Annotated in this window: 24 protein-coding genes; 15 read left to right on the forward strand and 9 right to left on the reverse strand. The window is 66.6% G+C overall.

Annotation, left to right across the window (positions count from 1 at the left end; translation table 11 throughout):
* Positions 1-309: 309 nt before the first annotated feature.
* Complete coding sequence (locus NL2_RS21005) at positions 310-459, reverse strand: lmo0937 family membrane protein (RefSeq protein WP_157083021.1); 150 nt, start codon at positions 457-459, stop codon at positions 310-312.
* A gap of 193 nt (positions 460-652) precedes the next feature.
* Between NL2_RS21005 and NL2_RS04110 the strand changes: the two genes are divergently transcribed.
* A complete protein-coding gene (locus tag NL2_RS04110) occupies positions 653-1,720 on the forward strand; it encodes a DUF5694 domain-containing protein (RefSeq protein WP_068072008.1) in 1,068 nt (355 codons plus the stop codon).
* 104 nt (positions 1,721-1,824) lie between these two features.
* Here the strand turns inward: NL2_RS04110 and glnA are convergent, their stop codons facing one another.
* From glnA to NL2_RS04135, 5 genes are all read right to left on the reverse strand, one after another.
* On the reverse strand, positions 1,825-3,237 hold the full coding sequence (gene glnA, locus NL2_RS04115; RefSeq protein ID WP_068072010.1) for a type I glutamate--ammonia ligase: 1,413 nt from the start codon (positions 3,235-3,237) through the stop codon (positions 1,825-1,827).
* A gap of 148 nt (positions 3,238-3,385) precedes the next feature.
* Positions 3,386-3,724, reverse strand: a complete 339-nt coding sequence (locus tag NL2_RS04120; protein ID WP_068072011.1) for a P-II family nitrogen regulator — start codon at positions 3,722-3,724, stop codon at positions 3,386-3,388.
* Positions 3,725-4,024: 300 nt separating this feature from the next.
* Positions 4,025-4,849 (reverse strand): type I methionyl aminopeptidase, encoded by an 825-nt coding sequence (map, locus tag NL2_RS04125; RefSeq protein ID WP_068072013.1) that lies wholly within the window; start codon positions 4,847-4,849, stop codon positions 4,025-4,027.
* The gene (locus tag NL2_RS04130; protein WP_068072016.1) at positions 4,846-5,622 is read right to left on the reverse strand and encodes a hypothetical protein; all 777 of its coding nucleotides are present in this window, start codon (positions 5,620-5,622) and stop codon (positions 4,846-4,848) included. The genes map and NL2_RS04130 overlap by 4 nt, the downstream gene beginning before the upstream one ends.
* Before the next feature lie 126 nt (positions 5,623-5,748).
* Positions 5,749-6,600 carry a DUF3298 and DUF4163 domain-containing protein gene (locus NL2_RS04135; protein WP_245647564.1) on the reverse strand — a complete coding sequence of 284 codons (852 nt, stop codon included), beginning with the start codon at positions 6,598-6,600 and terminating at the stop codon, positions 5,749-5,751.
* Positions 6,601-6,652: 52 nt separating this feature from the next.
* On the opposite strand from NL2_RS04135, the gene NL2_RS04140 reads away from it, so the two are divergent.
* The 3 genes from NL2_RS04140 (at position 6,653) to argC (ending at position 9,857) form a co-directional block, all read left to right on the forward strand.
* On the forward strand, positions 6,653-8,047 hold the full coding sequence (locus NL2_RS04140; protein WP_068072535.1) for a leucyl aminopeptidase family protein: 1,395 nt from the start codon (positions 6,653-6,655) through the stop codon (positions 8,045-8,047).
* A gap of 107 nt (positions 8,048-8,154) precedes the next feature.
* Positions 8,155-8,907, forward strand: coding sequence for a C40 family peptidase (locus tag NL2_RS04145; protein WP_245647565.1), 753 nt, complete (start codon positions 8,155-8,157; stop codon positions 8,905-8,907).
* Positions 8,904-9,857 carry an N-acetyl-gamma-glutamyl-phosphate reductase gene (argC, locus tag NL2_RS04150; protein ID WP_068072019.1) on the forward strand — a complete coding sequence of 318 codons (954 nt, stop codon included), beginning with the start codon at positions 8,904-8,906 and terminating at the stop codon, positions 9,855-9,857. The genes NL2_RS04145 and argC overlap by 4 nt, the downstream gene beginning before the upstream one ends.
* Before the next feature lie 134 nt (positions 9,858-9,991).
* On the opposite strand, the gene NL2_RS04155 is transcribed toward argC, so the two are convergent.
* Positions 9,992-10,309, reverse strand: coding sequence for a 2Fe-2S iron-sulfur cluster-binding protein (locus NL2_RS04155; RefSeq protein ID WP_068072021.1), 318 nt, complete (start codon positions 10,307-10,309; stop codon positions 9,992-9,994).
* 151 nt (positions 10,310-10,460) lie between these two features.
* On the opposite strand from NL2_RS04155, the gene NL2_RS04160 reads away from it, so the two are divergent.
* The 3 genes from NL2_RS04160 to NL2_RS04170 all read left to right on the forward strand — a co-directional run bounded on the left by NL2_RS04160 (position 10,461) and on the right by NL2_RS04170 (position 14,416).
* Positions 10,461-11,078 (forward strand): DNA-3-methyladenine glycosylase family protein, encoded by a 618-nt coding sequence (locus NL2_RS04160; protein WP_068072538.1) that lies wholly within the window; start codon positions 10,461-10,463, stop codon positions 11,076-11,078.
* 33 nt (positions 11,079-11,111) lie between these two features.
* Entirely contained in the window at positions 11,112-11,927 is an 816-nt protein-coding gene (locus tag NL2_RS04165; RefSeq protein ID WP_068072023.1) for an SDR family oxidoreductase, read from the forward strand.
* A 170-nt stretch (positions 11,928-12,097) separates the two neighbouring features.
* Complete coding sequence (locus tag NL2_RS04170) at positions 12,098-14,416, forward strand: TonB-dependent receptor (protein ID WP_068072025.1); 2,319 nt, start codon at positions 12,098-12,100, stop codon at positions 14,414-14,416.
* Positions 14,417-14,534: 118 nt separating this feature from the next.
* Here NL2_RS04170 and NL2_RS04175 read toward each other — a convergent pair whose 3' ends face one another.
* Together NL2_RS04175 and NL2_RS04180 are read right to left on the reverse strand one after the other, a co-directional pair.
* Entirely contained in the window at positions 14,535-14,840 is a 306-nt protein-coding gene (locus tag NL2_RS04175) for a DUF1428 domain-containing protein (RefSeq protein ID WP_068072027.1), read from the reverse strand.
* A gap of 13 nt (positions 14,841-14,853) precedes the next feature.
* Positions 14,854-15,144 carry a 4a-hydroxytetrahydrobiopterin dehydratase gene (locus NL2_RS04180; protein ID WP_068072029.1) on the reverse strand — a complete coding sequence of 97 codons (291 nt, stop codon included), beginning with the start codon at positions 15,142-15,144 and terminating at the stop codon, positions 14,854-14,856.
* Positions 15,145-15,212: 68 nt separating this feature from the next.
* Between NL2_RS04180 and ccmA the strand changes: the two genes are divergently transcribed.
* The 8 genes from ccmA to NL2_RS21520 all read left to right on the forward strand — a co-directional run bounded on the left by ccmA (position 15,213) and on the right by NL2_RS21520 (position 21,383).
* Positions 15,213-15,800 (forward strand): heme ABC exporter ATP-binding protein CcmA, encoded by a 588-nt coding sequence (ccmA, locus tag NL2_RS04185; protein ID WP_068072030.1) that lies wholly within the window; start codon positions 15,213-15,215, stop codon positions 15,798-15,800.
* On the forward strand, positions 15,797-16,459 hold the full coding sequence (gene ccmB / locus NL2_RS04190) for a heme exporter protein CcmB (protein ID WP_068072032.1): 663 nt from the start codon (positions 15,797-15,799) through the stop codon (positions 16,457-16,459). The genes ccmA and ccmB overlap by 4 nt, the downstream gene beginning before the upstream one ends.
* Positions 16,460-16,529: 70 nt before the next feature.
* Complete coding sequence (locus NL2_RS04195; RefSeq protein ID WP_068072033.1) at positions 16,530-17,540, forward strand: cysteine synthase A; 1,011 nt, start codon at positions 16,530-16,532, stop codon at positions 17,538-17,540.
* Between the two features lie 14 nt (positions 17,541-17,554).
* Positions 17,555-18,010, forward strand: a complete 456-nt coding sequence (locus NL2_RS21010) for a hypothetical protein (RefSeq protein WP_068072035.1) — start codon at positions 17,555-17,557, stop codon at positions 18,008-18,010.
* 135 nt (positions 18,011-18,145) lie between these two features.
* On the forward strand, positions 18,146-18,814 hold the full coding sequence (locus tag NL2_RS04205; RefSeq protein ID WP_068072037.1) for a Gldg family protein: 669 nt from the start codon (positions 18,146-18,148) through the stop codon (positions 18,812-18,814).
* A gap of 333 nt (positions 18,815-19,147) precedes the next feature.
* Positions 19,148-19,654, forward strand: a complete 507-nt coding sequence (locus tag NL2_RS04210; RefSeq protein ID WP_068072038.1) for a division/cell wall cluster transcriptional repressor MraZ — start codon at positions 19,148-19,150, stop codon at positions 19,652-19,654.
* The gene (gene rsmH / locus NL2_RS04215; protein ID WP_068072040.1) at positions 19,651-20,646 is read left to right on the forward strand and encodes a 16S rRNA (cytosine(1402)-N(4))-methyltransferase RsmH; all 996 of its coding nucleotides are present in this window, start codon (positions 19,651-19,653) and stop codon (positions 20,644-20,646) included. Before NL2_RS04210 ends, rsmH begins: the two co-directional genes overlap by 4 nt.
* Complete coding sequence (locus NL2_RS21520; protein ID WP_174522588.1) at positions 20,643-21,383, forward strand: hypothetical protein; 741 nt, start codon at positions 20,643-20,645, stop codon at positions 21,381-21,383. Before rsmH ends, NL2_RS21520 begins: the two co-directional genes overlap by 4 nt.
* Position 21,384 lies beyond the last annotated feature (1 nt).

A 21,384-nucleotide genomic window follows, 5' to 3' on the forward strand; every position in this document is an offset into this window, starting at 1 on the left:
TCCCGCTGATTGCCGCTGTCATGTCGGTTGCGCAAGCGCGGATTGCAAGGGAGAATTGTATGTCTTGCTGACAATCATCGGCGCGTTTCACGCTGCGGCGTGCGCGCGAGCGGAAGGGCCGCTGATGCCATAATGGCAGGTATGAGGTGGTTGCTCTGCCCGAAAACATGACTCGCGAAGTCACGCTTCGTGCAGCGTTCGGTGCGGGTTTCGGATCAAGGCCCCATCCGGCCCGGTCAAAACCAGTGGCAGGAATTATAGCGGCCCTCCGCCGGAGGGGGAGGGGACAGAGGGCCGCTAACCGTTGAGTCAGACCACCTTGCGGCCGGTGAACAAGTGCAGCAGCCCGATGATGATCGCGAGCACGAGAACGATATGGATGACGCCGGCGGTCACATGGAACGCGAAGACGCCAAGAGCCCACAGGACGAGAAGCACGAGGGCGATGGTCAGCAGCATGTCACAGGTCTCCCAGAAAGACCGGCGCCGCATGGCGTGGCGCCTTGGTGGGATTACGTATGACCGGCGATTGGGTTCCGTCCGCCCGCCGACCGCATTGCGCGCGCCGCTGCGCCCATTCCGGCTCCGCGCCAAATCCTGCTTGCCATAGTGTATTGTCGAGGTAACACACAAAAGCATCTCGGGAGAACGTATGCGGCTGTTCGTTTCGGTTTTCATGGCATTCCTGCTGGCCACACCAGCCGTCGCCAAGCCCCCGGCATTCGATCCGCGCAGTTGGAAAGGCGCGCAGGACGGGCCGCCGACGCAAGTGCTGACCATCGGCAGCACCCACCTCAGCCAGTTGAAGAACGTTGTGACGCCGCCGATGCTCGCGCCGCTGCTCGACAAGCTTGCGGCATACGGACCGACCGTCATCACGCATGAGGGCCTCTCGGGCGAACAGTGCGACACGCTCAAGCGCTATCCGGTCAAATATCCCGGGATGTTCGATACTTATTGCTGGCCGACTGACGACGCCGAAAAGGCGACGGGCCTGGATATTCCGGCGGCGATGGCCGAAATCGACAAGGAAATGGCCAGCTGGCCTGCCCAACCGTCGGCGGTCCAGCGGCGTCATCTCGCCGCCGTGTTCATTGCTGCGGGGGACCGGCCGTCAGCATACGTGCAGTGGCTGCAATTGCCCGTCGAGGAGCGCAAGCTGGGTGACGGCATCGACCCGGCCATGCTCAAGATCCTCACGCGATCGGCGCCGCGACCCAACGAGACATTCGATATTGCCGCAGCGCTTGCGGTCCGGCTCGGGCTTCAGCGCATCTATGCGGTGGATGATCACACGGCCGATGTCGTCCAGGCCTTGGCCGGCCCGGGCTTCGATGCCTACATGACGCAGTTCTGGGAGGGCGCGAAATCGGCGGCCGTCGATGAGGATCGTCGGCAGAGCGAGGCGATGACATCGGGGGCCGAGTTGCTCGCGTTCTATCGCCTGATCAACCGGCCGGCTTCGCAGCGCGAATACGTTACCGTCGACTATCATCGCGCGATGAGCGCGCACTCGCCCGAGAACTACGGCCGCGCCTATCTCGCATGGTGGGAAGTGCGCAACTTGCGGATGGTTTCGAACATCCGGACGGCGTTCGCCAATCATCCCGGCGCGCGCGTGCTCAACATCGTCGGGTCATCACACAAGGCGTATTACGATGCCTACCTCGACATGATGTCGGACGTGACGGTGATCGACGCGGAGCAGGTGCTCAAATAGCCGGTCGGGGCGGGTCGTCGGCACGGGCTGGCCGCCAGCCCCCACGAAAAAGGCGCCCGGACCGCAGTCCGGACGCCTTTCGTGTCGTCCAGTGAGGCTGAAGATCAGCCGCTGTAGTACATGTCGAATTCGACCGGCGACGGCGCCATTTCCCAGCGCGCCACTTCGGGCCACTTGAGTTCGATATAGGCGTCGATCTGGTCCTTCGTGAACACGCCGCCCTGCAGCAGGTAGTCGTGGTCTGCGATCAGCGAGTTGAGCGCTTCGCGCAGCGAACCGCACACCGTGGGAACCAGCGAGAGCTCCGCAGGCGGAAGATCATACAGGTTCTTGTCCATCGCCTCGCCGGGATGGATCTTGTTCTGGATACCGTCGATCCCGGCCATCAGCAGTGCCGATGTCGCGAGATAGGGGTTGGCCAGCGGATCGGGGAAGCGGAACTCCACGCGCTTGCCCTTTTCGCCCGCACCGTACGGAATGCGGCACGAAGCCGACCGGTTGCGCGCCGAGTAGGCGAGCAGCACGGGGGCCTCGAACCCCGGCACTAGGCGTTTGTAGCTGTTGGTGGTCGGGTTGGTGAAGGCATTGATCGACTTGGCATGCTTGATCACGCCGCCGATGAAATACAGGCAGGTGTCCGACAGTCCGGCATAGCCGTTGCCGGCAAAGGTGTTCTTGCCCTTGTTCCAGATCGACATATGGGTGTGCATGCCCGAACCGTTGTCGTCCTTGATCGGCTTGGGCATGAACGTTGCGGTCTTGCCATAGGCCTGGGCGACCATCTTCACGACATACTTGTAGATCTGGATGCGATCGCAGGTTTCGACCAGCTTGCCGAACGTCAGGCCCAGTTCGTGCTGCGAGCCGGCGACTTCGTGGTGATGCTTGTCCATGGGCAGGCCCATTTCCATCATCGTCGAGACCATTTCGGCGCGGATGTCGGTGGTGACATCGACCGGACCGACCGGGAAGTAACCGCCCTTGGCGCGCGGGCGGTGGCCCATGTTGCCGGCATCGTACTTGGTGCCCGAATTGGTCGGCAGTTCCACGTCGTCGAGCTTGAAGAACGACGAACTGTAGGTGGTGTCGAAGGTCACGTCGTCGAACATGAAGAATTCGGGTTCGGGGCCGACGTAGATCGTGTCACCCAGGCCCGATGCCTTGACGAATGCTTCGGCGCGCTTGGCGGTCGAGCGCGGATCGCGGGCGTAGAGCGAGCCATCGGCCGGCTCGACGATGTCGCAGAACAGGATCAGCATCGGCGTCGCGCTGAACGGATCGACGTAGCAGGCTTCGAGATCCGGCTGCAGGATCATGTCCGACTCGTTGATTTCCTTCCAGCCTTCGATCGACGAACCGTCGAACATCAGGCCGGTGGTCAGCTCATCTTCGCCGATGACGCTGGAGCACATGGTCAGGTGGTGCCAGGCGCCCTTGCTGTCGGTAAAGCGGACATCGACCCATTCGATCTCTTCGTCCTTGATGCGCTTGAGGATATCAGCGGGTTTAGTCGCCATGTTTCTTCGCCCTTTTCTCGGTTTGAACGATGGCCATTCGCTACTTTGGCCGGATGGAAACAGCCGGACCGAAATCCGGCGATGAACGTCTTGCGCGCGTCAGGCGCACACGGATGCAATGGCCGGACGCGAACTGCCCGGGCAGCAATCAGACCGCGTCGTCGTCGCGTTCGCCGGTGCGGATGCGCAGCGCGCTTTCGATCGGGATGACGAAGATCTTGCCGTCGCCGATGCGGCCGGTCTGCGCGGCGGCAGCCACGGCTTCGACCACCCGGTCGACCAGCGCATCGGGCACGACGACTTCAAGCTTCACCTTGGGCAGGAAATCGACGACATATTCGGCACCGCGATAAAGTTCGGTGTGGCCCTTCTGCCGTCCGAAGCCCTTGGCCTCGGTCACGGTGATGCCGGATACGCCGATGTCGTGAAGGGCTTCCTTCACTTCATCCAGCTTGAACGGCTTGATGATCGCCTCGACCTTTTTCACGTCGTTCAGACCCCTGCAACACGAGCCGGCAGCACCAATACCGTGCAACCGGCGATTTTCCCGTACAGCACGTCCCATCCAAGAATCGTGCCAGCTCGATGCGACAGTCCTAGGACATCGCAAGCGCGCGGCAAAGCGCCAATTTCGCGGGTGCAGCAATTTTCGGAAGCACGGGACGACGTGCGGCGACTGCAAGTTGCGCGCAAACACGGCTGCACTGCCTAAACTTTGCGCAGCGCGCTGCCTGATTTTTGGGCAGCGGCTACCCGCGCACGATCCGTCAGGCGCAGCCGACGGCGCTCAGTAAGGCGGCGAGTGCAATCCGGTCGGACTGGCGGTGAAGATCTCGCAGCCGGTTTCCGTGATGCCGATCGAGTGTTCGAACTGCGCCGACAGCGAGCGGTCGCGCGTTACCGCCGTCCACCCGTCCTCCAGAATCTTCACCGGCGGCTTGCCCAGGTTGATCATCGGCTCGATCGTGAAGAACATGCCGGGGCGCAGTTCGGGGCCAGTGCCGGGACGACCGGCGTGCACCACTTCGGGCGCATCGTGGAACAGGCGGCCCACGCCGTGCCCGCAAAATTCGCGCACCACGCCATAGCGCTGGCGTTCGGCATGGTTCTGGATCGCCGAACCGATGTCGCCCAGCCGCGCGCCGGGGCGGGCCTGCTCGATCCCGATCATCAGGCATTCGTAGGTCACTTCGACCAGCCGCCGCGCCTTCAGCGCCACATCGCCGACCAGGTACATGCGGCTGCTGTCGCCGTGCCAGCCATCAAGCAGCGGGGTCACGTCGATATTGACGATATCGCCATCCTTGAGCGTCTTGTCCGACGGGATGCCGTGGCAGACCACGTGGTTGATCGAGATGCAGCAGCTGTGGGTGTAGCCGCGATAGCCCAGCGTTGCGGGAACCGCGCCGCCGTCCAGCGTCATCTGCCGCACCACGTCGTCGAGCGCCTGCGTCGTCACCCCCGGCTGGACCAGCGGCACCAGCGCATCGAGAATTTCGGCGGCCAGCCGCCCGGCCTTGCGCATGCCGTCGAAGCCGGCAGGGCCATGGAGCTTGATCGTCCCGTCGCGCGGCAGGACATCGTTATCGTCAACGGTCATGTATTCGGTCATGGCGCCGACATAGTCGCTTCCTTGCCCGATTGCGAGATGGAGTCGCCATGCGACGGACCGGATGTTGCGTTTTTGGCGGCGGGCGGCGGGGGGAGCGGCAATTCCAGCTCCACCACCTCCGCCGAGCGACGCCCGTACAGGCGCGGCACGAAGATCATCACGAACGCGCCGACCGCGGCGATCAGGCAGGCCAAGGCAATCGCGATCACGGTGGGATCGAACGTGGTCTTGCCCGACACGAAATGGTCGAACAGCGTATCGAACTTGGTGACCAGATACCCCGTGGCGAACGCCGATCCGGCTTTCATCACCGATCCGAAGCGTTGCGCATCGGCCTTGCCGAACGGCGAGACCAGCATGCCCGCGACCCCGCCCGCCACCCCGCCGAGCAGTGCGACCAGCAGGCTGGCGATGACGTGGATCGCACTATCGCGCGGGCTGCCGGGCAGCAGCGATCCCAGAACCGTGGCGCCGGCAATCGCCATCCACAGCACGCTGATGCCGAACAGCCCGCCCATGACCACCGTGGGGCCATGCGCCAGCGACATGCCGAAGCTGCGGTGGCAGAAATCGATCGTCCGCTTCATCGCGAACGCCATGGTGAGTATCGCCACGATTGGCACCAGCAAAATCAGGCCGAGGTCCAGCGCCAGCGACACGACGGGCGCGTTGAGCACGGCCGCATGATCGATCGCTACCGCTTGAATGGCCGCAGATGACATGGCCGCAGAATGCTGCACGGCGGCGTGGATGGCTGGTCCGCTGATCGACATCGCAAGTCCCCGATGCGGACGGCTAGTCCGCGCATGGTGGCAGGGTTGCGACTCGCTTGGGCCCGACGGCTTGCGTGATGCGCCTTGTCTGTGCGCGCCGGTCGGCAAACGCAATCGGGCGCGTGCTCAGGGAGCCGAAAACGCCGCGCGGTACTGCGGTTTGACCGCCGCGATCACCGCCGGCGTCACCGGCAGCGTCACTTCGTAGTCGCCTTCGGCATAAGGCCCGGCCTCATACGGCGGCACCAGAATGCCGACGCGGTCGAAGCCTGTCCTGCCGCGCGACCCCAGGATCACGGTCTCAGCCGCCGGATCGATGCAGGCGTCGAACTCGTCGGTGCTGCCAGCCTTCTTCGGCTCGCCGCGCTTCTTGGCGCGTTCCTTGTCGAGCGCGACGCAGAAATCCTTGCGGATCGCGTGGCTCAGCGCCGCTTTAGACACGAACAGGTCAAGCGGATCGCGGCGCACGTGCGCCGTCTTGTCCCACAGCAGCGTGTCGAACACGTAATTGGGGTGCGCTCCGCCGGTGTACGTGGCGACCAGAGTCGACAGGCTGAGCCATCGTGGCAGGTCGGTGACGACTTTCCAATCATACGACAGGCTGTGCGCGTGGAACGGGAAGCTGGCCTTCTTCGCCTCGAGCTGGTCGGACCGCGCATCGGCCATGACTTGCGCCTTCTGCCGCACGATGTCCTTTTCGAGAATCGCGCGCAGGGCCGGGATCGCGGCGGCGGAGGCGGGATAGCCGTATTCGAAATCGACCAGCGGGTTCTCGACCTTGACCGATCGGGCATCCGCGCCGACATCGGCGGCGGCGCTGGCGCTCGCCATGTCCTGAGGCGCAGGCGCCGCCGGGGCAGCGGGCGGCGCAACCGAAGCGGACGTCGATGCTCCGCCGTCGGGCGCCATGCCTTGCGAACAGGCCGCGAGCAGCAAAGCGGACGTCAGAGCTGGCAGCAGGCAGGCGGGAAGTCGCAAAGCCAAATTCCTCTCGCGCTTGCTGCACGTCTGCGGCAAGGATCGTTGCACCATGACCGACAAGAACGCCCTTATCCAGCCCGATCGCGGACAACATGCCATTCCGGTCGATCTTGTCGACAAGTCGACGTTCGCCGACTGGTTCAAGGCGCTCAACGCATCGCAGCGCGCTGCGGTTTCCGCGCAGAAATTCGAAGGCGGTGGATACGAACACGCGATCGTGCCCGATGGCGATGGCTGGTTCGCGGTGGGCGGCGTGGCCGATGCGGCGGGCCTGTCGAGCTGGTGCCTGGCCAAGCTGGCCGATGTGCTGCCCGGCGGGCGTTATCGCCTGCGCGTCCCCGCACGGCCCCAGGGTTCCGACAAGGCGCTGTTCGGCTGGATCACTGCGCAATACCGGTTCGACCGCTACCGCACCGAAGGCAAGCCGGTCGAGGCGCGCATCCTGCTCACCCCCGAACTCGGCGCGATCGAACCCGCGCTGGCCGAGGCGGCGGCGGTGGCGCTGGTGCGCGACCTGGTCAACACCCCGGCCGAGGACATGGGCCCCGCCGCGCTCGAGACGGAAGCGCGCGCACTGGCCAAGCGCCACCATGCCGAGATGCGCGTGACCAGCGGCGAACAACTCGAGCGGGACTTTCCGATGGTTCACGGCGTTGGGCGCGCCGCTGCGCGCAGCCATGCCCCGCGCATGATCGAGCTGGAATGGGGCGACCCGGCGCACCCGCGCGTCGCGATCATCGGCAAAGGCGTGTGCTTCGATTCGGGCGGGCTCGACATCAAGCCGTCGTCGGGCATGCTGCTGATGAAGAAGGACATGGGCGGCGCGGCGCACGCGCTGGCGCTGGCCGGCCTGATCATGGGCGCGGCGTTGCCGGTGCGGTTGCACCTGCTGGTGCCTGCCGTGGAAAACGCGATCGCGGGCAACGCGTTCCGCCCCGGCGACGTGTTGCGCAGCCGCGCGGGGATCAGCGTGGAAGTGACCAACACCGATGCCGAGGGGCGGCTGGTGCTGGGCGATGCCTTGACCCGCGCGAGCGAGGACAAGCCGGTGCTGACGATCGATTTCGCGACGCTGACCGGCGCGGCACGCGTGGCGCTGGGGCCGGATCTGCCCGCGATGTTCGCGCGGCTGGATGCAACCGCCGACGCGCTGCTGGCCGCCGGTATCGCCGCCGACGATCCGGTCTGGCGCCTGCCGCTGCACGATGGCTATCGCGAGTACCTCAAGTCCGACATCGCCGACCTGCTGAACAGTCCGTCGAACGGATATGCCGGGGCGAGCGTGGCCGCGCTGTTCCTCGACCGGTTCGTCGGCGACGGGCTGGACTGGGCGCATTTCGATACGTTCGCATGGCGTCCGGCGGGCAAGCCGGGGCGGCCCAAGGGTGGTGATGCGCTGGGCTTGCGCGCCGCCTGGGGCCTGCTGCGCGCCCGTTTCGGATGAGCGCAACGCTGCAGGCGCCCGCGTTCATGCTGGCGCCTGCGGGCCGCCATGCTTGCCCCGGCGGCGATGAAACGCTAATCGGCGCGGCTTTCGTGGAGGGGCCACACTTGAACGATACGACCGCCGGCACCGGTGGATCACCCGCTACCCGCCCGTACGCCGGACAGTACATGCTGTCGGGCCCGGCGAAAGTGCGCGATCCGCGCGTGACGCCTATCCGCGGCGATCTGGGCGACATCGCGCTGGCGGGCAAGCTGTTTGCGCCGCACTATGTCGTGCCGATGGAGCGCGCGGTGGCGGTCGATCACATCGCGCTGCGCAAGGCCAAGGGCGATGGGGCAGAACAGGTATCCGAACTGCTGCGCGGCGAACGCTTCTGCTTGCTCGATATCGCGGGCGGCTGGGGCTGGGGCTACGGCAAGCACGATCACTATCTCGGCTACCTGCCGATGGAGGCGCTGGCCGATCCGGCAGATGTGCCCGCACCGGCTGCTCCCGACCATGCCGACCCCGTCGCGCTGGCGGAGGCGTTGGCCAGCACGCCGTATGTCTGGGGCGGACGTGGCGGCGCGGGGATCGACTGTTCCGGGCTGGTGCAGACCGTGTTCGCGCGCGCCGGCATCGTATTGCCGCGCGACAGCGACCAGCAGCGCGATGCCGACGTCGGGCGCCTGCTGGACGATAGCGAGCCGGGTCAGCGCGGCGACCTGGTGTTCCTGCCCGGCCATGTCGGGATCCTCAAGGATGCCGACACGGTGATCCACGCCAGCCAGGATCTGGCCCGGGTGGCGATCGAGCCACTGGCCGATATGGTCGCGCGCAAGGGCACGGCGATCACTGCCAGGCGGAGAGTACTGTGACGCACAAAGTCTTCATCGACGGGGCAGTCGGCACCACCGGGCTGGAAATCGCCGAGCGGCTGACCGGGCGCGCCGAGTTCGAACTGATCGTGCTCGACGAAGCGCGGCGCAAGCAGGATGCGGCTCGCGCCGAGGCGCTCAACGCCGCCGATTTCGTGATCCTGTGCCTGCCCGACGATGCCGCGCGCGAAGCGGTGGCGATGATCGCCAACCTGCACACGCGCGTGATCGACGCTTCGACCGCGCACCGTGTGGCCGCCGGGTGGACGTATGGTTTCCCTGAAATCACCGGCCGCGATGCCGTGGCGGGAGCCCTGCGTGTGTCCAACCCCGGCTGCTATTCCACCGGGTTCATCGCGCTGCTCGCCCCGCTGGTGCGCGCGGGGCTGCTCCCCGCCGACTGGCCCTACACGTGCAACGCCGTCTCGGGCTATTCAGGCGGCGGCAAGGCGCTGATCGCGCGGTTCGAGGCGGACGGCGACATCGCCTGGCGCGGCTATGCGCTGAACCTGGGCCACAAGCACGTGCCCGAGATGCAGGCGCTCAGCGGGCTGGCGCATGCCCCGTTGTTCACCCCCGCCGTCATTCCGGCGCATCGCGGCATGGTGGTGGAAATTCCGCTGCCGCTGGGCGCGATGGCGGGCATGGGGCCGGGTAAGGGGCCGGGTATGGGATCGACCGACGCCTTCCGCGCCGCGCTCACCGAATTCTACGCCGGGTCGCCGGTCGTTTCGGTGTCGCAGGAGCCGCCCGCCGACGGCGAACTGCTGCTGCGCGCGTCGATGGAACCGTGGGACGGGCTGGAACTGCACGTGCTGGCCAGCGCCGACGGATCGCAGGCGCGGCTGGTGGCAGGACTCGACAACTTGGGCAAAGGTGCCAGCGGCGCGGCGGTGCAAAGCCTGAACCTGATGGCCGGGCTGGATGAGACGGCGGGGTTGCGGTTGTAGTAAAAGCCCTCGCCCCCGGTAGGGGGAGAGGGTTGGGAGAGGGGGAAGGCGCTGCGTCCGCCCCTCTCAACTCCGCCTAGGCCCTGCGGCCCAAGGCTTCGTATCTCTCCCCCTCGCGGGGGAGAGAGCTATTCTCAATCCTCTTCGGCGATCGTCACCTTGAGGCCGTCGAGATCCGCACTCATCTGCAGCTGGCACGACAGGCGCGAATTTGCGTCGCGGTGATCCGAGCTGTCGAGCAGGTCGTTCTCGTCCTCGGTCATCGCGGGCAGCTTGTCCTTGAACGCCGGATCGACGTGGATGTGGCAGGTGGCGCAGCTGCAGCAGCCGCCGCACAGCGCCAGCAGTTCGTCGAAACCGTTGTCGCGGATCGCTTCCATCACCGACAGGCCGGTTTCGGCTTCCACGATCTTTTCTTCACCGGCACGGTCGATCACGATCAGCTTGGGCATCGTCCATCCTCATTGGTACTGGGGCGCAAAACGTCCCCGGTTGTTCGCAGCCCCGGCCTGATGGCCTGTTCGGCTTTGGGCCGGGCTGCTAATGGCTGGCGCAAGGTTTGGCAAGCGATCCGCTTGGCCACGAAACGCGAACGGGATGGACATGGGCCTTGGCACCGATGCGATACGGCTGGGACTCGATCATATCGCCGGACTTTCCCCCGGGATGGCGCGCGCGCTGGAACGCGTCGGTTACCCCGAACCACGCATCCGCGAGACCGGCTATGCCACGCTGCTGCGCACGATCGTGGGCCAGCAGGTGAGCGTGGCCGCCGCCGCCTCGGTCTGGGCCAAGCTCGAGGCGCTGCTGGGCGATGACCTGCCGCCGCAGGACCTGCTCGACGCGGATTTCGACGCCCTGCGCGCCTGCGGCCTGTCGCGGCAGAAACAGGGTTATGCGCGGTCGCTGTGCGAACTGGTGATCTCGGGCGAACTCGATCTCGACAATCTGCCGGTCGATGACGAGGAAGCTATCGCCGAACTGGTCAGGATCAAGGGCATCGGGCGCTGGTCGGCCGAAATCTACCTGCTGTTCGCCGAAGGCCGCGCCGACATCTGGCCGGCCGGCGATCTGGCGGTGCAGGCCGGGCTGCACAAGCTGCTCGAACTGGAGGCGCGACCCGACGAAAAGCTGACGCGTACCCTCGGCGAGGCATGGCGTCCCCATCGCGGCGCGGCGGCGATCTTCACCTGGCATTGCTACAACAACCCCGCGCTGTAAGTGCCTCCTTCAACAAAACCGGGAGGGCACGGCATGGCGCGCAAGGCGATCTTCATCACCGGGGGCGGATCGGGCATCGGCCGCGCCGTGGCGATCCGCTTTGCCGCCGAGGGCTGGCTGGTCGGGCTGGCCGACGTCAACGAGGGCGGCATGGCCGAAACCGCCGCGCTTCTGCCACCGGGTGCAGCCTGGCTCCACCCGCTCGACGTGCGCGACCGTGCGGCATGGGACGCGGCGCTGGCGGCGTTCACTGCCACCACCGACGGGCGGCTCGATGTGCTGTTCAACAACGCCGGAGTCGGCTCCGGCGGCCCGCTGGTGAACAATGAACAGTGGGAGATCGACACGCTGATCGACGTGAACTTTCGCGGCGTGGTCTATGGTGCGCAAGCCGCCTATCGCTACCTTGCCGCCACGCCGGGAAGCTGCCTGCTCAACACTGCGTCCGCCGCCGCGCATTACGGATCGTCCGGTCTGGCGGTCTATTCCGCCACCAAGTTCGCGGTGCGCGCGCTGACCGAGGCGCTGGATGGCGAATGGGCGCAGGCCGGCGTCGATGGTGCCGGGATCAAGGTGCGCGACCTGCTGCCCGGCTTCATCGACACCCCGCTGTTGGCCCGCGTGGTGCCGGGCACCAACGAGACATCGCGCGATGTGGTCGTGGCCGCAGGGCTGGAATTCACGCCCGTAGAGGTGGTGGCGCAAGCCGCGTGGGATGCGGTGCACGGGCAAGTGCTGCACACGCTGGTCGGCAAGACCTCACGCCAGCTGGCCTTTGCGGCCCGCTGGATGCCGGGCCGCGTGCGCAAGCGGATGCGCGGGCTGATGGGGCCGGGCAAGGGCGAATAAGGCGATCGCGTCCAGAGTGCTGCCCAAGCCCGCACAGGCGTTGCCGAAATGTCGCATCGGCGGACAATTTTGCACTGCAACAAAAGCTACACGGGGGCGGGGCACTAGTCGGTCATCGCATACTGGCCTAGCGCGCGGATCCGCAGCGCATTGGTAAATAAGGATTCTGCATGACCCGTTCGTCGTTCGCTCCCGTGCTTCTCGTCGGCTTTGCCAGTCTCGCGCTGTTCCCCGCCGCCGCCCGCGCCGCCGATGCGCCAGCGGACGAAAGCGCGAGCAACACGATCGTCGTCACCGCCCAGCGCCGCTCGGAAGACGCAATGAAAGTGCCGGTCGCGGTGTCGGTGCTGACCACGCAGGCGTTGCACGATTACCAGTCCGCAGGCGCTGACACGCTGCTCTCGCTGTCGGGCAAAGTGCCCAGCCTTTATGTCGAATCGACGACCGGGCGCATTTTCCCCCGGTTCTACATTCGCGGCCTGGGCAACATCGACTTCTACCTCGGCGCTTCGCAGCCAGTGTCGGTGATCCAGGATGACGTGGTCGAAGAACATGTCGTGCTGAAATCGAACCCGGCGTTCGATATTGCGCAAGTCGAAGTGCTCAAGGGTCCGCAAGGTTCGCTGTTCGGCCGCAACACCACGGCGGGCATCGTCAAGTTCGACAGCGTACAGCCCAGTACGGACTGGAACGGCCAGGGTTCGGTCAGTTACAGCCGCTACAACAGCATCAACGCCGATGCCGGGGTCGGCGGTCCGCTGAGCAGCGACGGCAGCCTCAGCTTCCGCTTGTCAGGACTGTACCAGCACCGCGACAACTGGATCAGCAACACTTACGCCGGCCCGTCCGATGACGGCACGGTTCCCGGCAAGAACGTGATGGGCGGCTTCAACGAGCGCGACGTGCGGCTGCAGTTTCTGGCCAAGCCCACCGACGCGCTGAGCCTGCGGCTGTCGGGCCATTACCGTGACTACGACGGCTCCGCGTCGATCTTCTATCGCGGGTCGATCATCAAGGGCACGCATACTGTGCCCGACAACTTCGATCGGACGGTCGTCGCCTACGACGAGGCGCAGAACAACCCGCAGGCCTACAAGACCCACGGTATCTCGCTGAAGGCGGATTACGACATGGGCTTTGCGACGCTGACCTCGATCACGGCGTGGGAACATGCCTCGGGCTTCAGTCGCGGCGACACCGATGGCGGCGCGGCCGCCAACTTCGGCGGCGTGGCACCGAACATCTGCGCGGTGGGTTGCGGCGAATCGCAGGGCCGCCTGCGCAGCCTCAACCAGTGGAGCCAGGAAGTGCGCATCGCCAGCCCCGACACTGGGCGGTTCAAGTGGCAGCTGGGCGGGATCTACTTCGATTCGCGCGACATGACCGAGTTCGACCAGCGCGCGTTCTTCCTGACCAGCAATGTGCTGGGCACCACGCCCAACCCGAACAACTGGGTGCTGCTGCGCAACGTCAACACCTCGTGGGCGGTGTTCGGCCAGGCCAGCTACCAGCTGACCGACCAGCTGACCGCGACGGGCGGCGTCCGCGTCACGCGCGACGAAAAGGACACGACGCTGCTCAAGACGGCGAATTCGATCGCCAACGTCTCGACCTTTGGCGGTGCCACCCACGTCAATCTGGCCGACACCAAGCCGAGCTGGGACGCGAGCCTGCTGTACAGCGCCAGCCGCGACCTCAGCTTCTACGCCCGGGTCGCCCGCGGTTTCAGGGGGCCGACGATCCAGGGCCGTTCGGCGGTGTTCAATTCGCCGTTCACCACCGCGACTTCGGAAACCAACACCAGTTACGAAGCCGGGCTGAAAAGCGCGTGGCTCGATGGCGCGGTGCATTTCAACCTGACCGGGTTCTACTACGTCGTCAAAAACATCCAGCTCAACGGCAACGACAGCAACGGCAACGGCGTGCTGTTCAACGCCAACAAGGCCAAGGGCTATGGCATGGAGGCCGAACTGGCGATCAAGCCGGTGACCAATTTCAGCATGAACGTGGGGTTGAGCCTGCTCCACACCGAAATCCAGGACCCGAATGTTTTCGCCCAGACCGGCGCGGCCGGCGGCGTTCTTTCGCAGACGGTGCTGAACCCGGTGGTGCGCGTGGGCAACAACTACTTCGCGCAGATCAACGGCAATACGCTGCCCAACGCGCCGACGTTCAACCTGAACATCAGCGGGCGCTACGACCTGCCGCTGGGCGAGGGCCAGGGACGGCTGTTCGTCGGCGGCGATTTCAACATGCAGGGTAAGGTCAACTATGTCCTGTACAAGTCGGTCGAGTACATCTCGAACGGCAATTTCGAGCTGGGCCTGAAAGCGGGCTATGCGTTCGGACGGTATGAAGTTGCCGGCTTTGCCCGCAACCTGACCAACAAGACCAATCTGGTCGGGGTGATCGACACCTCGAACTACCGCGCCGGCATCTACAACGAACCGCGCGTGTTCGGCGTGATGCTGAGCGGTTCGTTCCGCTGATCCGGCGGTGAAGCGATCCTGCCTCCGGTGCATCCCGGGGGGCGGGACCGTCGCTGCGACACTTCGCTCAATCGCGCCCCATCGTGAAGATCGGCGCGAAGCAGCCGAGGATCAGGCGCTATGCGTCGAACGGGATCTCGCCCGCGACATCCAGCGCGCCGCCTTCGTGCATGCGGGCTTCGGCGGCGTCGAGGGTCTGCTTGTCGGGCCAGATCTGCCAGGTGAACACGATCTTCTCGCCCGCCTGAGCGGCGACCGCTTTGCGGAAGTCGGTGTGCTGGCCGTCGGGCACAAAGTCTTCCCACGATTCGACGATCTCGAGGCAGCCATACTTGCGGAATATCCGCGCCCCGTTCTCGGCCCAGGCACGATAGGCGTCCAGCTTGTCTGCGGGCACGGGGATGACCATTCCGGCGACATACATGGCTGGGTTTCCTTCACAGCATGGCGGAAATCGTCTGGGCCAAGGTGATGTCGCGGCGGCTGAGCCCGCCCGCGTCGTGCGTGGTGAGGGTGATCTCCACGCGGTTGTAGACGTTGAACCACTCGGGATGGTGATCAGCCTTTTCGGCGAGGATCGCGACGCGCGCCATGAACCCGAAGGCCTGCACGAAGTCGGCGAACCTGAACGTGCGTTCGATCGCCAGTCCGTCGGCGCGCAAGGTCCAGCCGGGCAGGGCCGCCAGCGCGGCGTCGCATTCGGCATCGGTCAGGCGGGCGATCGGCATGAGGCTCTCCGCAGGGGTGCCGGGGGTCGGCTTGGCAGTGCGGCAGGTTTCCCCTATCGCCCCGCGTCATGCAAGTGCCCCGCCTCGCCGCGACCGATCTCGCCTGTCGGCGCGGTGACCGCATCCTGTTTCGCGGGCTCTCGCTGGTGCTGGCACCGGGCGAGGCGTTGCAGCTGGTCGGCGCCAACGGCATCGGCAAGTCCAGCCTGATCCGCATTCTGGCCGGGCTGCTGCCGCCGTTTGCGGGGCTGGTTGAGAGCGAGGGCACGCTGGCGCTGGCGGACGAGCGGCTGGCGCTCGACGGGCATCTGCCGCTGGGACAGGCGCTGGCGTTCTGGAGACGCGTCGATCGCATTGCGCCCGATGCCACAGCTCCGCTCCCCGATTTCGGACTGGCCGACCTGGCCGACGTGCCGGTGCGCTATTTGTCCACCGGGCAGCGCAAGCGCGCCGCGCTGGCGCGGATCGCAGCGAGTGGCGCGGCGATCTGGCTGCTCGACGAACCGCTCAACGGGCTCGACAGTCATTGGTCGGGCGTGGCGCAGGCCGGGATCGCGGCGCATTGCGCAGGCGGTGGCATCGCGGTGATCGCCTCGCACCAGCCGGTGGACTTGCCGCATCTCGCCCGGACCGCGTTGGCGGATTACGTGCCATGATTGCCCGCCTGTGGCCCATCTTCGTGCGCGACTTCGTGCTGCTGCTGAAAGGCGCCCAAGGGCGCGGCGGGGCGGTGCTGCCGCTGTTGTTCTTCATGGCGGTGGCGATGCTGTTCCCGTTCGCGGTGGGCCCCGACGCGCGGCTGCTGCAGCGCACCGGCGCGGGGGTGATCTGGGTCGGCGCGCTACTCGCCGCGATCCTGCCGCTCGACCGGCTCGTGGAGCCCGATGTCGAGGCGGGATTTTTCGACCAGTGGGCGTTGCGCGGGCTGTCGGAAGAAGTGCTGCTGGTGTCGCGGATCGTGGCGCACTGGCTGAGCTTCGGGGTGCCGCTGATGCTGGCCGCGCCGATTGCCGCCGGGCTCCTGTCGCTCGATGGCGCGCAGTTGGCCACGGTCGAGCTGGGCCTGCTGCTCGGCACGCCGGGACTGGCCGCGATCGGCGTCACCATCGCCGCGCTCACCGCCGGCTTGCGCGCCGGGTCGGCGCTGGGCGGGTTGCTGGCGATCCCGCTGGCGGTGCCGCTGCTGATCTTTGGCGCAGGCTCGCTCCAGCGGGGCGGCGAGGGCGGGCTGCTGCTGCTGGCCGCCGCAAGCCTGGCGGCGCTGGCGATCGCGCCGTTTGCGGGCGGCGCGGCGATCCGGGCAGGACGCGAGTGATAGTCCAGCCAACGGCCGCGCAAGTTCAATTGCGTTGCCGAATGCCGTCACGCTCCCTAGTTCCAGCAGTATGACGTCCCACACCACGCTCCCCGACACGCTATCGCTCATCGGCAACACCCCGCTCGTCCGCCTCGCCGGGCCGAGCGCGGACGCGGGGTGCGACATTTTCGGCAAGTGCGAATTCGCCAACCCCGGCGCCTCGGTCAAGGACCGCGCCGCGCTGTGGATCGTGCGCGACGCAGAAGAGCGCGGTATCCTAAAGCCGGGCGGCACGATCGTCGAAGGCACCGCCGGCAACACCGGCATCGGGCTCGCGCTGGTCGCCAATGCGCTCGGCTACAAGACCGTGATCGTGATGCCCGAAACGCAATCGCGCGAGAAGATGGACACGCTGCGCGCGCTGCGCGCGGAACTGGTGCTTGTGCCCGCCGCGCCGTTCTCCAATCCGGGGCACTTCGTCCACACCTCGCGCCGCATCGCGGAGGAGACCGAGGGCGCGATCTGGGCGAACCAGTTCGACAACATCGCCAACCGCCGCGCGCATATCGAAAGCACCGCGCCCGAGATCTGGGCGCAGATGGACGGCCGGATCGATGGCTTCACGTGTGCCGCGGGCACCGGCGGGACCATCGCCGGCGTCGGCATGGGGCTGAAATCCTTCGACGAGAACGTGGTCATCGCGCTGACCGACCCGCACGGCGCGGCGCTGTTCAACTATTACGCCCACGGCGAGCTGAAGGCCGAAGGGTCATCGGTCGCCGAAGGGATCGGGCAGGGGCGGATCACCGCCAACCTCGACGGCGCGCCGATCGACACGCAGTTCCGCATCTCGGACGAGGAAGGCCTGCGCTGGGTCGGGCGACTGCTTTCGGAAGAAGGGCTCTGCTTGGGCCTGTCGAGCGGCATCAACGTGGCCGGCGCGATCGCGCTGGGCCAGCAACTGGTGGCGCAAGGGCGCAAGGACGTGCGCGTCGCCACGATCCTGTGCGACACCGGCTTCCGCTACCTCTCCTCGCTCTACAACGCGCAATGGCTGGAGCAGAAGCAGTTGCCGGTGTTCCCTTGGCTGCAGCAATAAGTTAGAACCGGCGGATGGCCCGGTTCGCCAATCCGCTCAAACGTGAAAGAACCGCCTCGCCCGGCGGGTTCATGGCTTCGTCTGCCGAACTGGCCCGTCCGCCGATCCCCGTCCACTACGTGACCCTGTCCCCGCGCGAACGCCGCGCGCAGGCGGTGCATCGCCTGCAGGTCGGGCTGTTCGGGCTGGCCGGGATGCTTCTGCTGGTGAGCCTGGCCAACATCATCATGGACCGGGCGCAGCTGGCGGAACGGGCGACGATATCGCTGACCGGAGCGGGGGCCACCCCCGGCGCAGCCGCAAGTTCGGCCGCCAACGATCCGCTGGTCGACATGGGCGTGGTGCCCGAACTGCCGGTGGGCAAGGCGGGCGCGGGTGCGGCCGGTGCTCCGGGCGGCGGTGCGGTCACCGGGGCCCGGCCACCGAGCGCCCCTGCCGTCGCAGCACCTGCGGCCCCCACCCGCCGCTGAGCGGTTGCGCGCGCCGGTGGCAATGACACATCCGTGCGCCTGAGACGTCTGCGCCCGCTTCTGCCTCCGCGATGGGCCAGCGCTCCTCGGTGGATCGTTGCGCTGCTGGCCATCGCGTGCGCGGGATGGCTCGGCATGGCCTTGGCCAGCTCGCGACCGGGGCCGGATGACCGCCCTGAGCTGGGCCTGTTCACCAGCCTGCCGATCCTGTGGAACGAAGCGGATGGCGTCGCGCAGCAGCTGGCGTCGCCCGGTCCGCCGCATTGGGCCAAGCTGGCGCTGGAGCGGCGCTATCGCCCGTCTGCGCTCGATACGCTCGATCGTTTGCGGCTGCCGCATCGGCTGTTGATCGCGCAGCCGCGCCCGCTGAGCCCGGCTGAAAACGTCGCGCTCGATTCATGGCTGCGCGGCGGAGGCCGGCTGCTGCTGTTCGTCGATCCCGCGCTGACATGGGACAGCGCGTTTGCGCCGGGGGATCGCCGACGCCCGCAGGACATCGCGCTGCTCTCGCCGATCCTGGCGCGATGGGGGCTGCAACTACTGTTCGACGAAACCCGCGTGCCGGGCGAACATAGCGTGCAGCCCGGCGCCATTCCGGTGAACCTGCCCGGCGAACTGACGCTGCGCCAAGGCGGCTTCGATGCGCACTGTGCGATCGCTGCGAACGGTCTTGTCGCGCGTTGCCGCATCGGCCGGGGGCGGGCGTTGATCGTGGCGGATGCCGCCATGCTGGAACCGGCCGACGACACTGCCGCGCGCGTTGCGGCGCTTGGCGCGCTGCTCGAAGAAGCGTTCGCCGACTGATCGCTTGCGGTCGAATGGGCGGGCCCAGCGGGAAACTGCGGGCCGCCATCACGGTCATTTCAACTAATCCGCACGAATCCCCGCAATGGCGTCGCGAGTCCACGAGAACATTTGGAATACAAAGCAATCGCGTTAACCTTGTGCATCTGAAAATATGGATATGATTCAGAAGTAGTGCACATATTCCCGTATTTTCCCCTTTGCTCCCGCCCCGTCCCGCGTTAAGCATTCTGGCTATCGGGACGGACTCCAGATCACATCCGCGGGGGATGGGTCGAACCGCGCGCGGGCGCGGGTCGAGCAGAGGGAGTTCTTCGCGGACGGGGTAACGGCGTGGCGGGAGGGCCGGTAAAGTACTGGGGGCATGGCTTTTCGCTACGCGGCGAAAAGAACCGCTTCGTGCTCCCTGCCGACTTCCGGACCACCGTGCGCAATTCCTCCGACGGCCAGCGGACGCTGTGCCTCGATCTCCACGCCGAACTGCCCTGCCTCGTTGGTTTCGGCCTGTCGCGGGTCGATGAATTCGAAGCGCAGATCGAACGCGAATTCGACATGGCCAAGGCGCTGGGCGACAAAACCTTCAACCGCACCACGCGCGAAGGCCAGCTTTATGGCTTTACCCCGACCTCGTTCGATGAATCGGGCCGGTTCGTGCTGCCCGAACACCTCGGCAACAGCCGCGAAGTGGGCGATGCGCTGTACTTTCACGGCGGCGGCAGCTCGTTCACGATCTGGAGCCCGGACCGCCTGCTGGCGATCGGCGAAGGTTGGGAATCGGCGCAGGCCAGCTGCCGCGCGCTGATGGCCGAAGCGGCTGCGGGCAAGGGGCGGCGCAAATGACCGCAGCCCTCTCATCCGTCCCGCACATTCCCGTATTGCTCGACGAAGTGGTTGCAGCGCTGGGGCCGGTTCCCGGCGCGGTGATCATCGACGCGACGTTCGGTGCGGGCGGCTATACGCGCCGCCTGCTTGAGGCCGGTGCCACCGTCCATGCGTTCGATCGCGATCCCGACGCGATCGAGGCGGGCGCCCGCTGGCCCGAAGCCCAGACGTCCGGCGGAGGCGAAGCGCCGCGGCTGGTGCTCCATGCCCGCCGCTTTTCCGAACTGGTCGAAGGGCTGGCGGAGGCCGGGATCGCCCATGTCCAGGGCGTGGTGTTCGACATTGGAGTGAGCTCGATGCAGCTCGACCAGGCGGCGCGCGGATTCGCCTTTTCGTCCGACGGCCCGCTCGACATGCGCATGTCGCAGTCGGGGCCCAGCGCCGCCGATTTCCTCAACGAAGCGGATGAAGCGGCGATCGCCGACGTGCTGTATCAGTACGGTGAAGAGCGGCAGTCGCGCCGGATCGCCCGCGCCATCGTGGCCGCGCGGCCGCTGGAAACCACCGGTCAGTTTGCGCATGTGGTGCGCAAGGCGCTTGGCTATCGCCCCGGCGCGCCCAAGGATCCGGCGACGCGCAGCTTCCAGGCGGTGCGCATCCACGTCAACGGCGAGCTGGACGAACTGGTCGAGGGACTGGCGGCGGCCGAGCGCCTGCTCGCGCCCGGCGGGCGGCTGGCGGTGGTCAGCTTCCACAGCCTCGAGGACCGGATCGTCAAGCAGTTCCTGCGCGAGGCGAGCGGATCGCAGGGTGGCGGATCGCGGCATGTGCCCATGGCCGCCACGACCGAGCCTGCCCGTTTCGACAAGCCTTCGCCCGCGATCCGCCCCGGCGAGGCCGAACAGGCGCGCAACCCGCGCGCGCGGTCGGCCACGTTGCGCTGGGCTTCGCGCACCGCCGCCCCGGCACGCGACACCGGTTCGTCACGCGGCACGAGGAGCGCGGCATGATGCTGAGCCCCAACCGTATGCGCTCGATCGGCTGGTTCGCGCTGCTGGGCCTGTGCGCGGCGCTGGTGCTGGTGCTGGCGTTCCGCGTCAATGCGCTGCGCAGCCAGGTGCGGCACGCCGAAAACACGATCGTCGCGCTGCGTCAGCAGAAAACCTACCTCGAAACCGAATTCGAAACGCGGGCCAACCAGCAGCAGCTGAAAGCGTGGAACGACGTGGAGTTCGGCTATGTCGCGCCGACGTCGGGTCAGTATCTGGAAAACGAGCGCCAGCTCGCCGCGCTGGGCAAGCCGGCAGGACCCGATGCGCCCGCGCCGATCCGGGTGGCGTCGGCCGACGACAGCGTGGCCGCACAGGCTGCTTTCCCGGCGATGGTTTCGCCGCTGACCGGCAAGGCCCTGAATGGCATGACGGCGGCCGACGAAAAGCCGGCGCTGTCGGGCGATGCGCAACGCACTCCGCTGGTCGATCACGCCGCCGCCGCCGCTGCGCTGGGCAAGCGCCTGTCGACGGTCGAGCGGTCAGATGGCGAAACCGCCTCGCATAACGCTGCGGCCCACCTTGGCGGGGTCGACCGCCAGAATGGGGAAAAGTCGGCCGCCACGGGCAAGCACAAGGCCGCGGGCGCAGGCAAATCCGATCGTTCCGACGCTTCTACGCACCATGCTGCGGCGCATGATGGCAAGAAGCTGGCTTCGGCCCGTCCCGCCACCTCTCACAAGGAGAGCCACGAGTGAA

The sequence above is a fragment of the Novosphingobium lentum NBRC 107847 genome, assembly GCF_001590965.1.
GTDB lineage: Bacteria > Pseudomonadota > Alphaproteobacteria > Sphingomonadales > Sphingomonadaceae > Novosphingobium > Novosphingobium lentum.

Bases quoted from the DNA above. Each gene is read 5' to 3' on its own strand.
- NL2_RS21005 (WP_157083021.1), bottom strand. From the start codon at position 459: ATGCTGCTGACCATCGCCCTCGTGCTTCTCGTCCTGTGGGCTCTTGGC.
- NL2_RS04110 (WP_068072008.1), top strand. From the start codon at position 653: ATGCGGCTGTTCGTTTCGGTTTTCATGGCATTCCTGCTGGCCACACCA.
- glnA (WP_068072010.1), bottom strand. From the start codon at position 3,237: ATGGCGACTAAACCCGCTGATATCCTCAAGCGCATCAAGGACGAAGAG.
- map (WP_068072013.1), bottom strand. From the start codon at position 4,849: ATGACCGAATACATGACCGTTGACGATAACGATGTCCTGCCGCGCGAC.
- NL2_RS04130 (WP_068072016.1), bottom strand. From the start codon at position 5,622: ATGTCGATCAGCGGACCAGCCATCCACGCCGCCGTGCAGCATTCTGCG.
- NL2_RS04140 (WP_068072535.1), top strand. From the start codon at position 6,653: ATGACCGACAAGAACGCCCTTATCCAGCCCGATCGCGGACAACATGCC.
- NL2_RS04155 (WP_068072021.1), bottom strand. From the start codon at position 10,309: ATGCCCAAGCTGATCGTGATCGACCGTGCCGGTGAAGAAAAGATCGTG.
- NL2_RS04160 (WP_068072538.1), top strand. From the start codon at position 10,461: ATGGGCCTTGGCACCGATGCGATACGGCTGGGACTCGATCATATCGCC.
- NL2_RS04165 (WP_068072023.1), top strand. From the start codon at position 11,112: ATGGCGCGCAAGGCGATCTTCATCACCGGGGGCGGATCGGGCATCGGC.
- NL2_RS04170 (WP_068072025.1), top strand. From the start codon at position 12,098: ATGACCCGTTCGTCGTTCGCTCCCGTGCTTCTCGTCGGCTTTGCCAGT.
- NL2_RS04175 (WP_068072027.1), bottom strand. From the start codon at position 14,840: ATGTATGTCGCCGGAATGGTCATCCCCGTGCCCGCAGACAAGCTGGAC.
- NL2_RS04180 (WP_068072029.1), bottom strand. From the start codon at position 15,144: ATGCCGATCGCCCGCCTGACCGATGCCGAATGCGACGCCGCGCTGGCG.
- ccmA (WP_068072030.1), top strand. From the start codon at position 15,213: ATGCAAGTGCCCCGCCTCGCCGCGACCGATCTCGCCTGTCGGCGCGGT.
- ccmB (WP_068072032.1), top strand. From the start codon at position 15,797: ATGATTGCCCGCCTGTGGCCCATCTTCGTGCGCGACTTCGTGCTGCTG.
- NL2_RS04195 (WP_068072033.1), top strand. From the start codon at position 16,530: ATGACGTCCCACACCACGCTCCCCGACACGCTATCGCTCATCGGCAAC.
- NL2_RS21010 (WP_068072035.1), top strand. From the start codon at position 17,555: ATGGCCCGGTTCGCCAATCCGCTCAAACGTGAAAGAACCGCCTCGCCC.
- NL2_RS04205 (WP_068072037.1), top strand. From the start codon at position 18,146: ATGGCCTTGGCCAGCTCGCGACCGGGGCCGGATGACCGCCCTGAGCTG.
- rsmH (WP_068072040.1), top strand. From the start codon at position 19,651: ATGACCGCAGCCCTCTCATCCGTCCCGCACATTCCCGTATTGCTCGAC.
- NL2_RS21520 (WP_174522588.1), top strand. From the start codon at position 20,643: ATGATGCTGAGCCCCAACCGTATGCGCTCGATCGGCTGGTTCGCGCTG.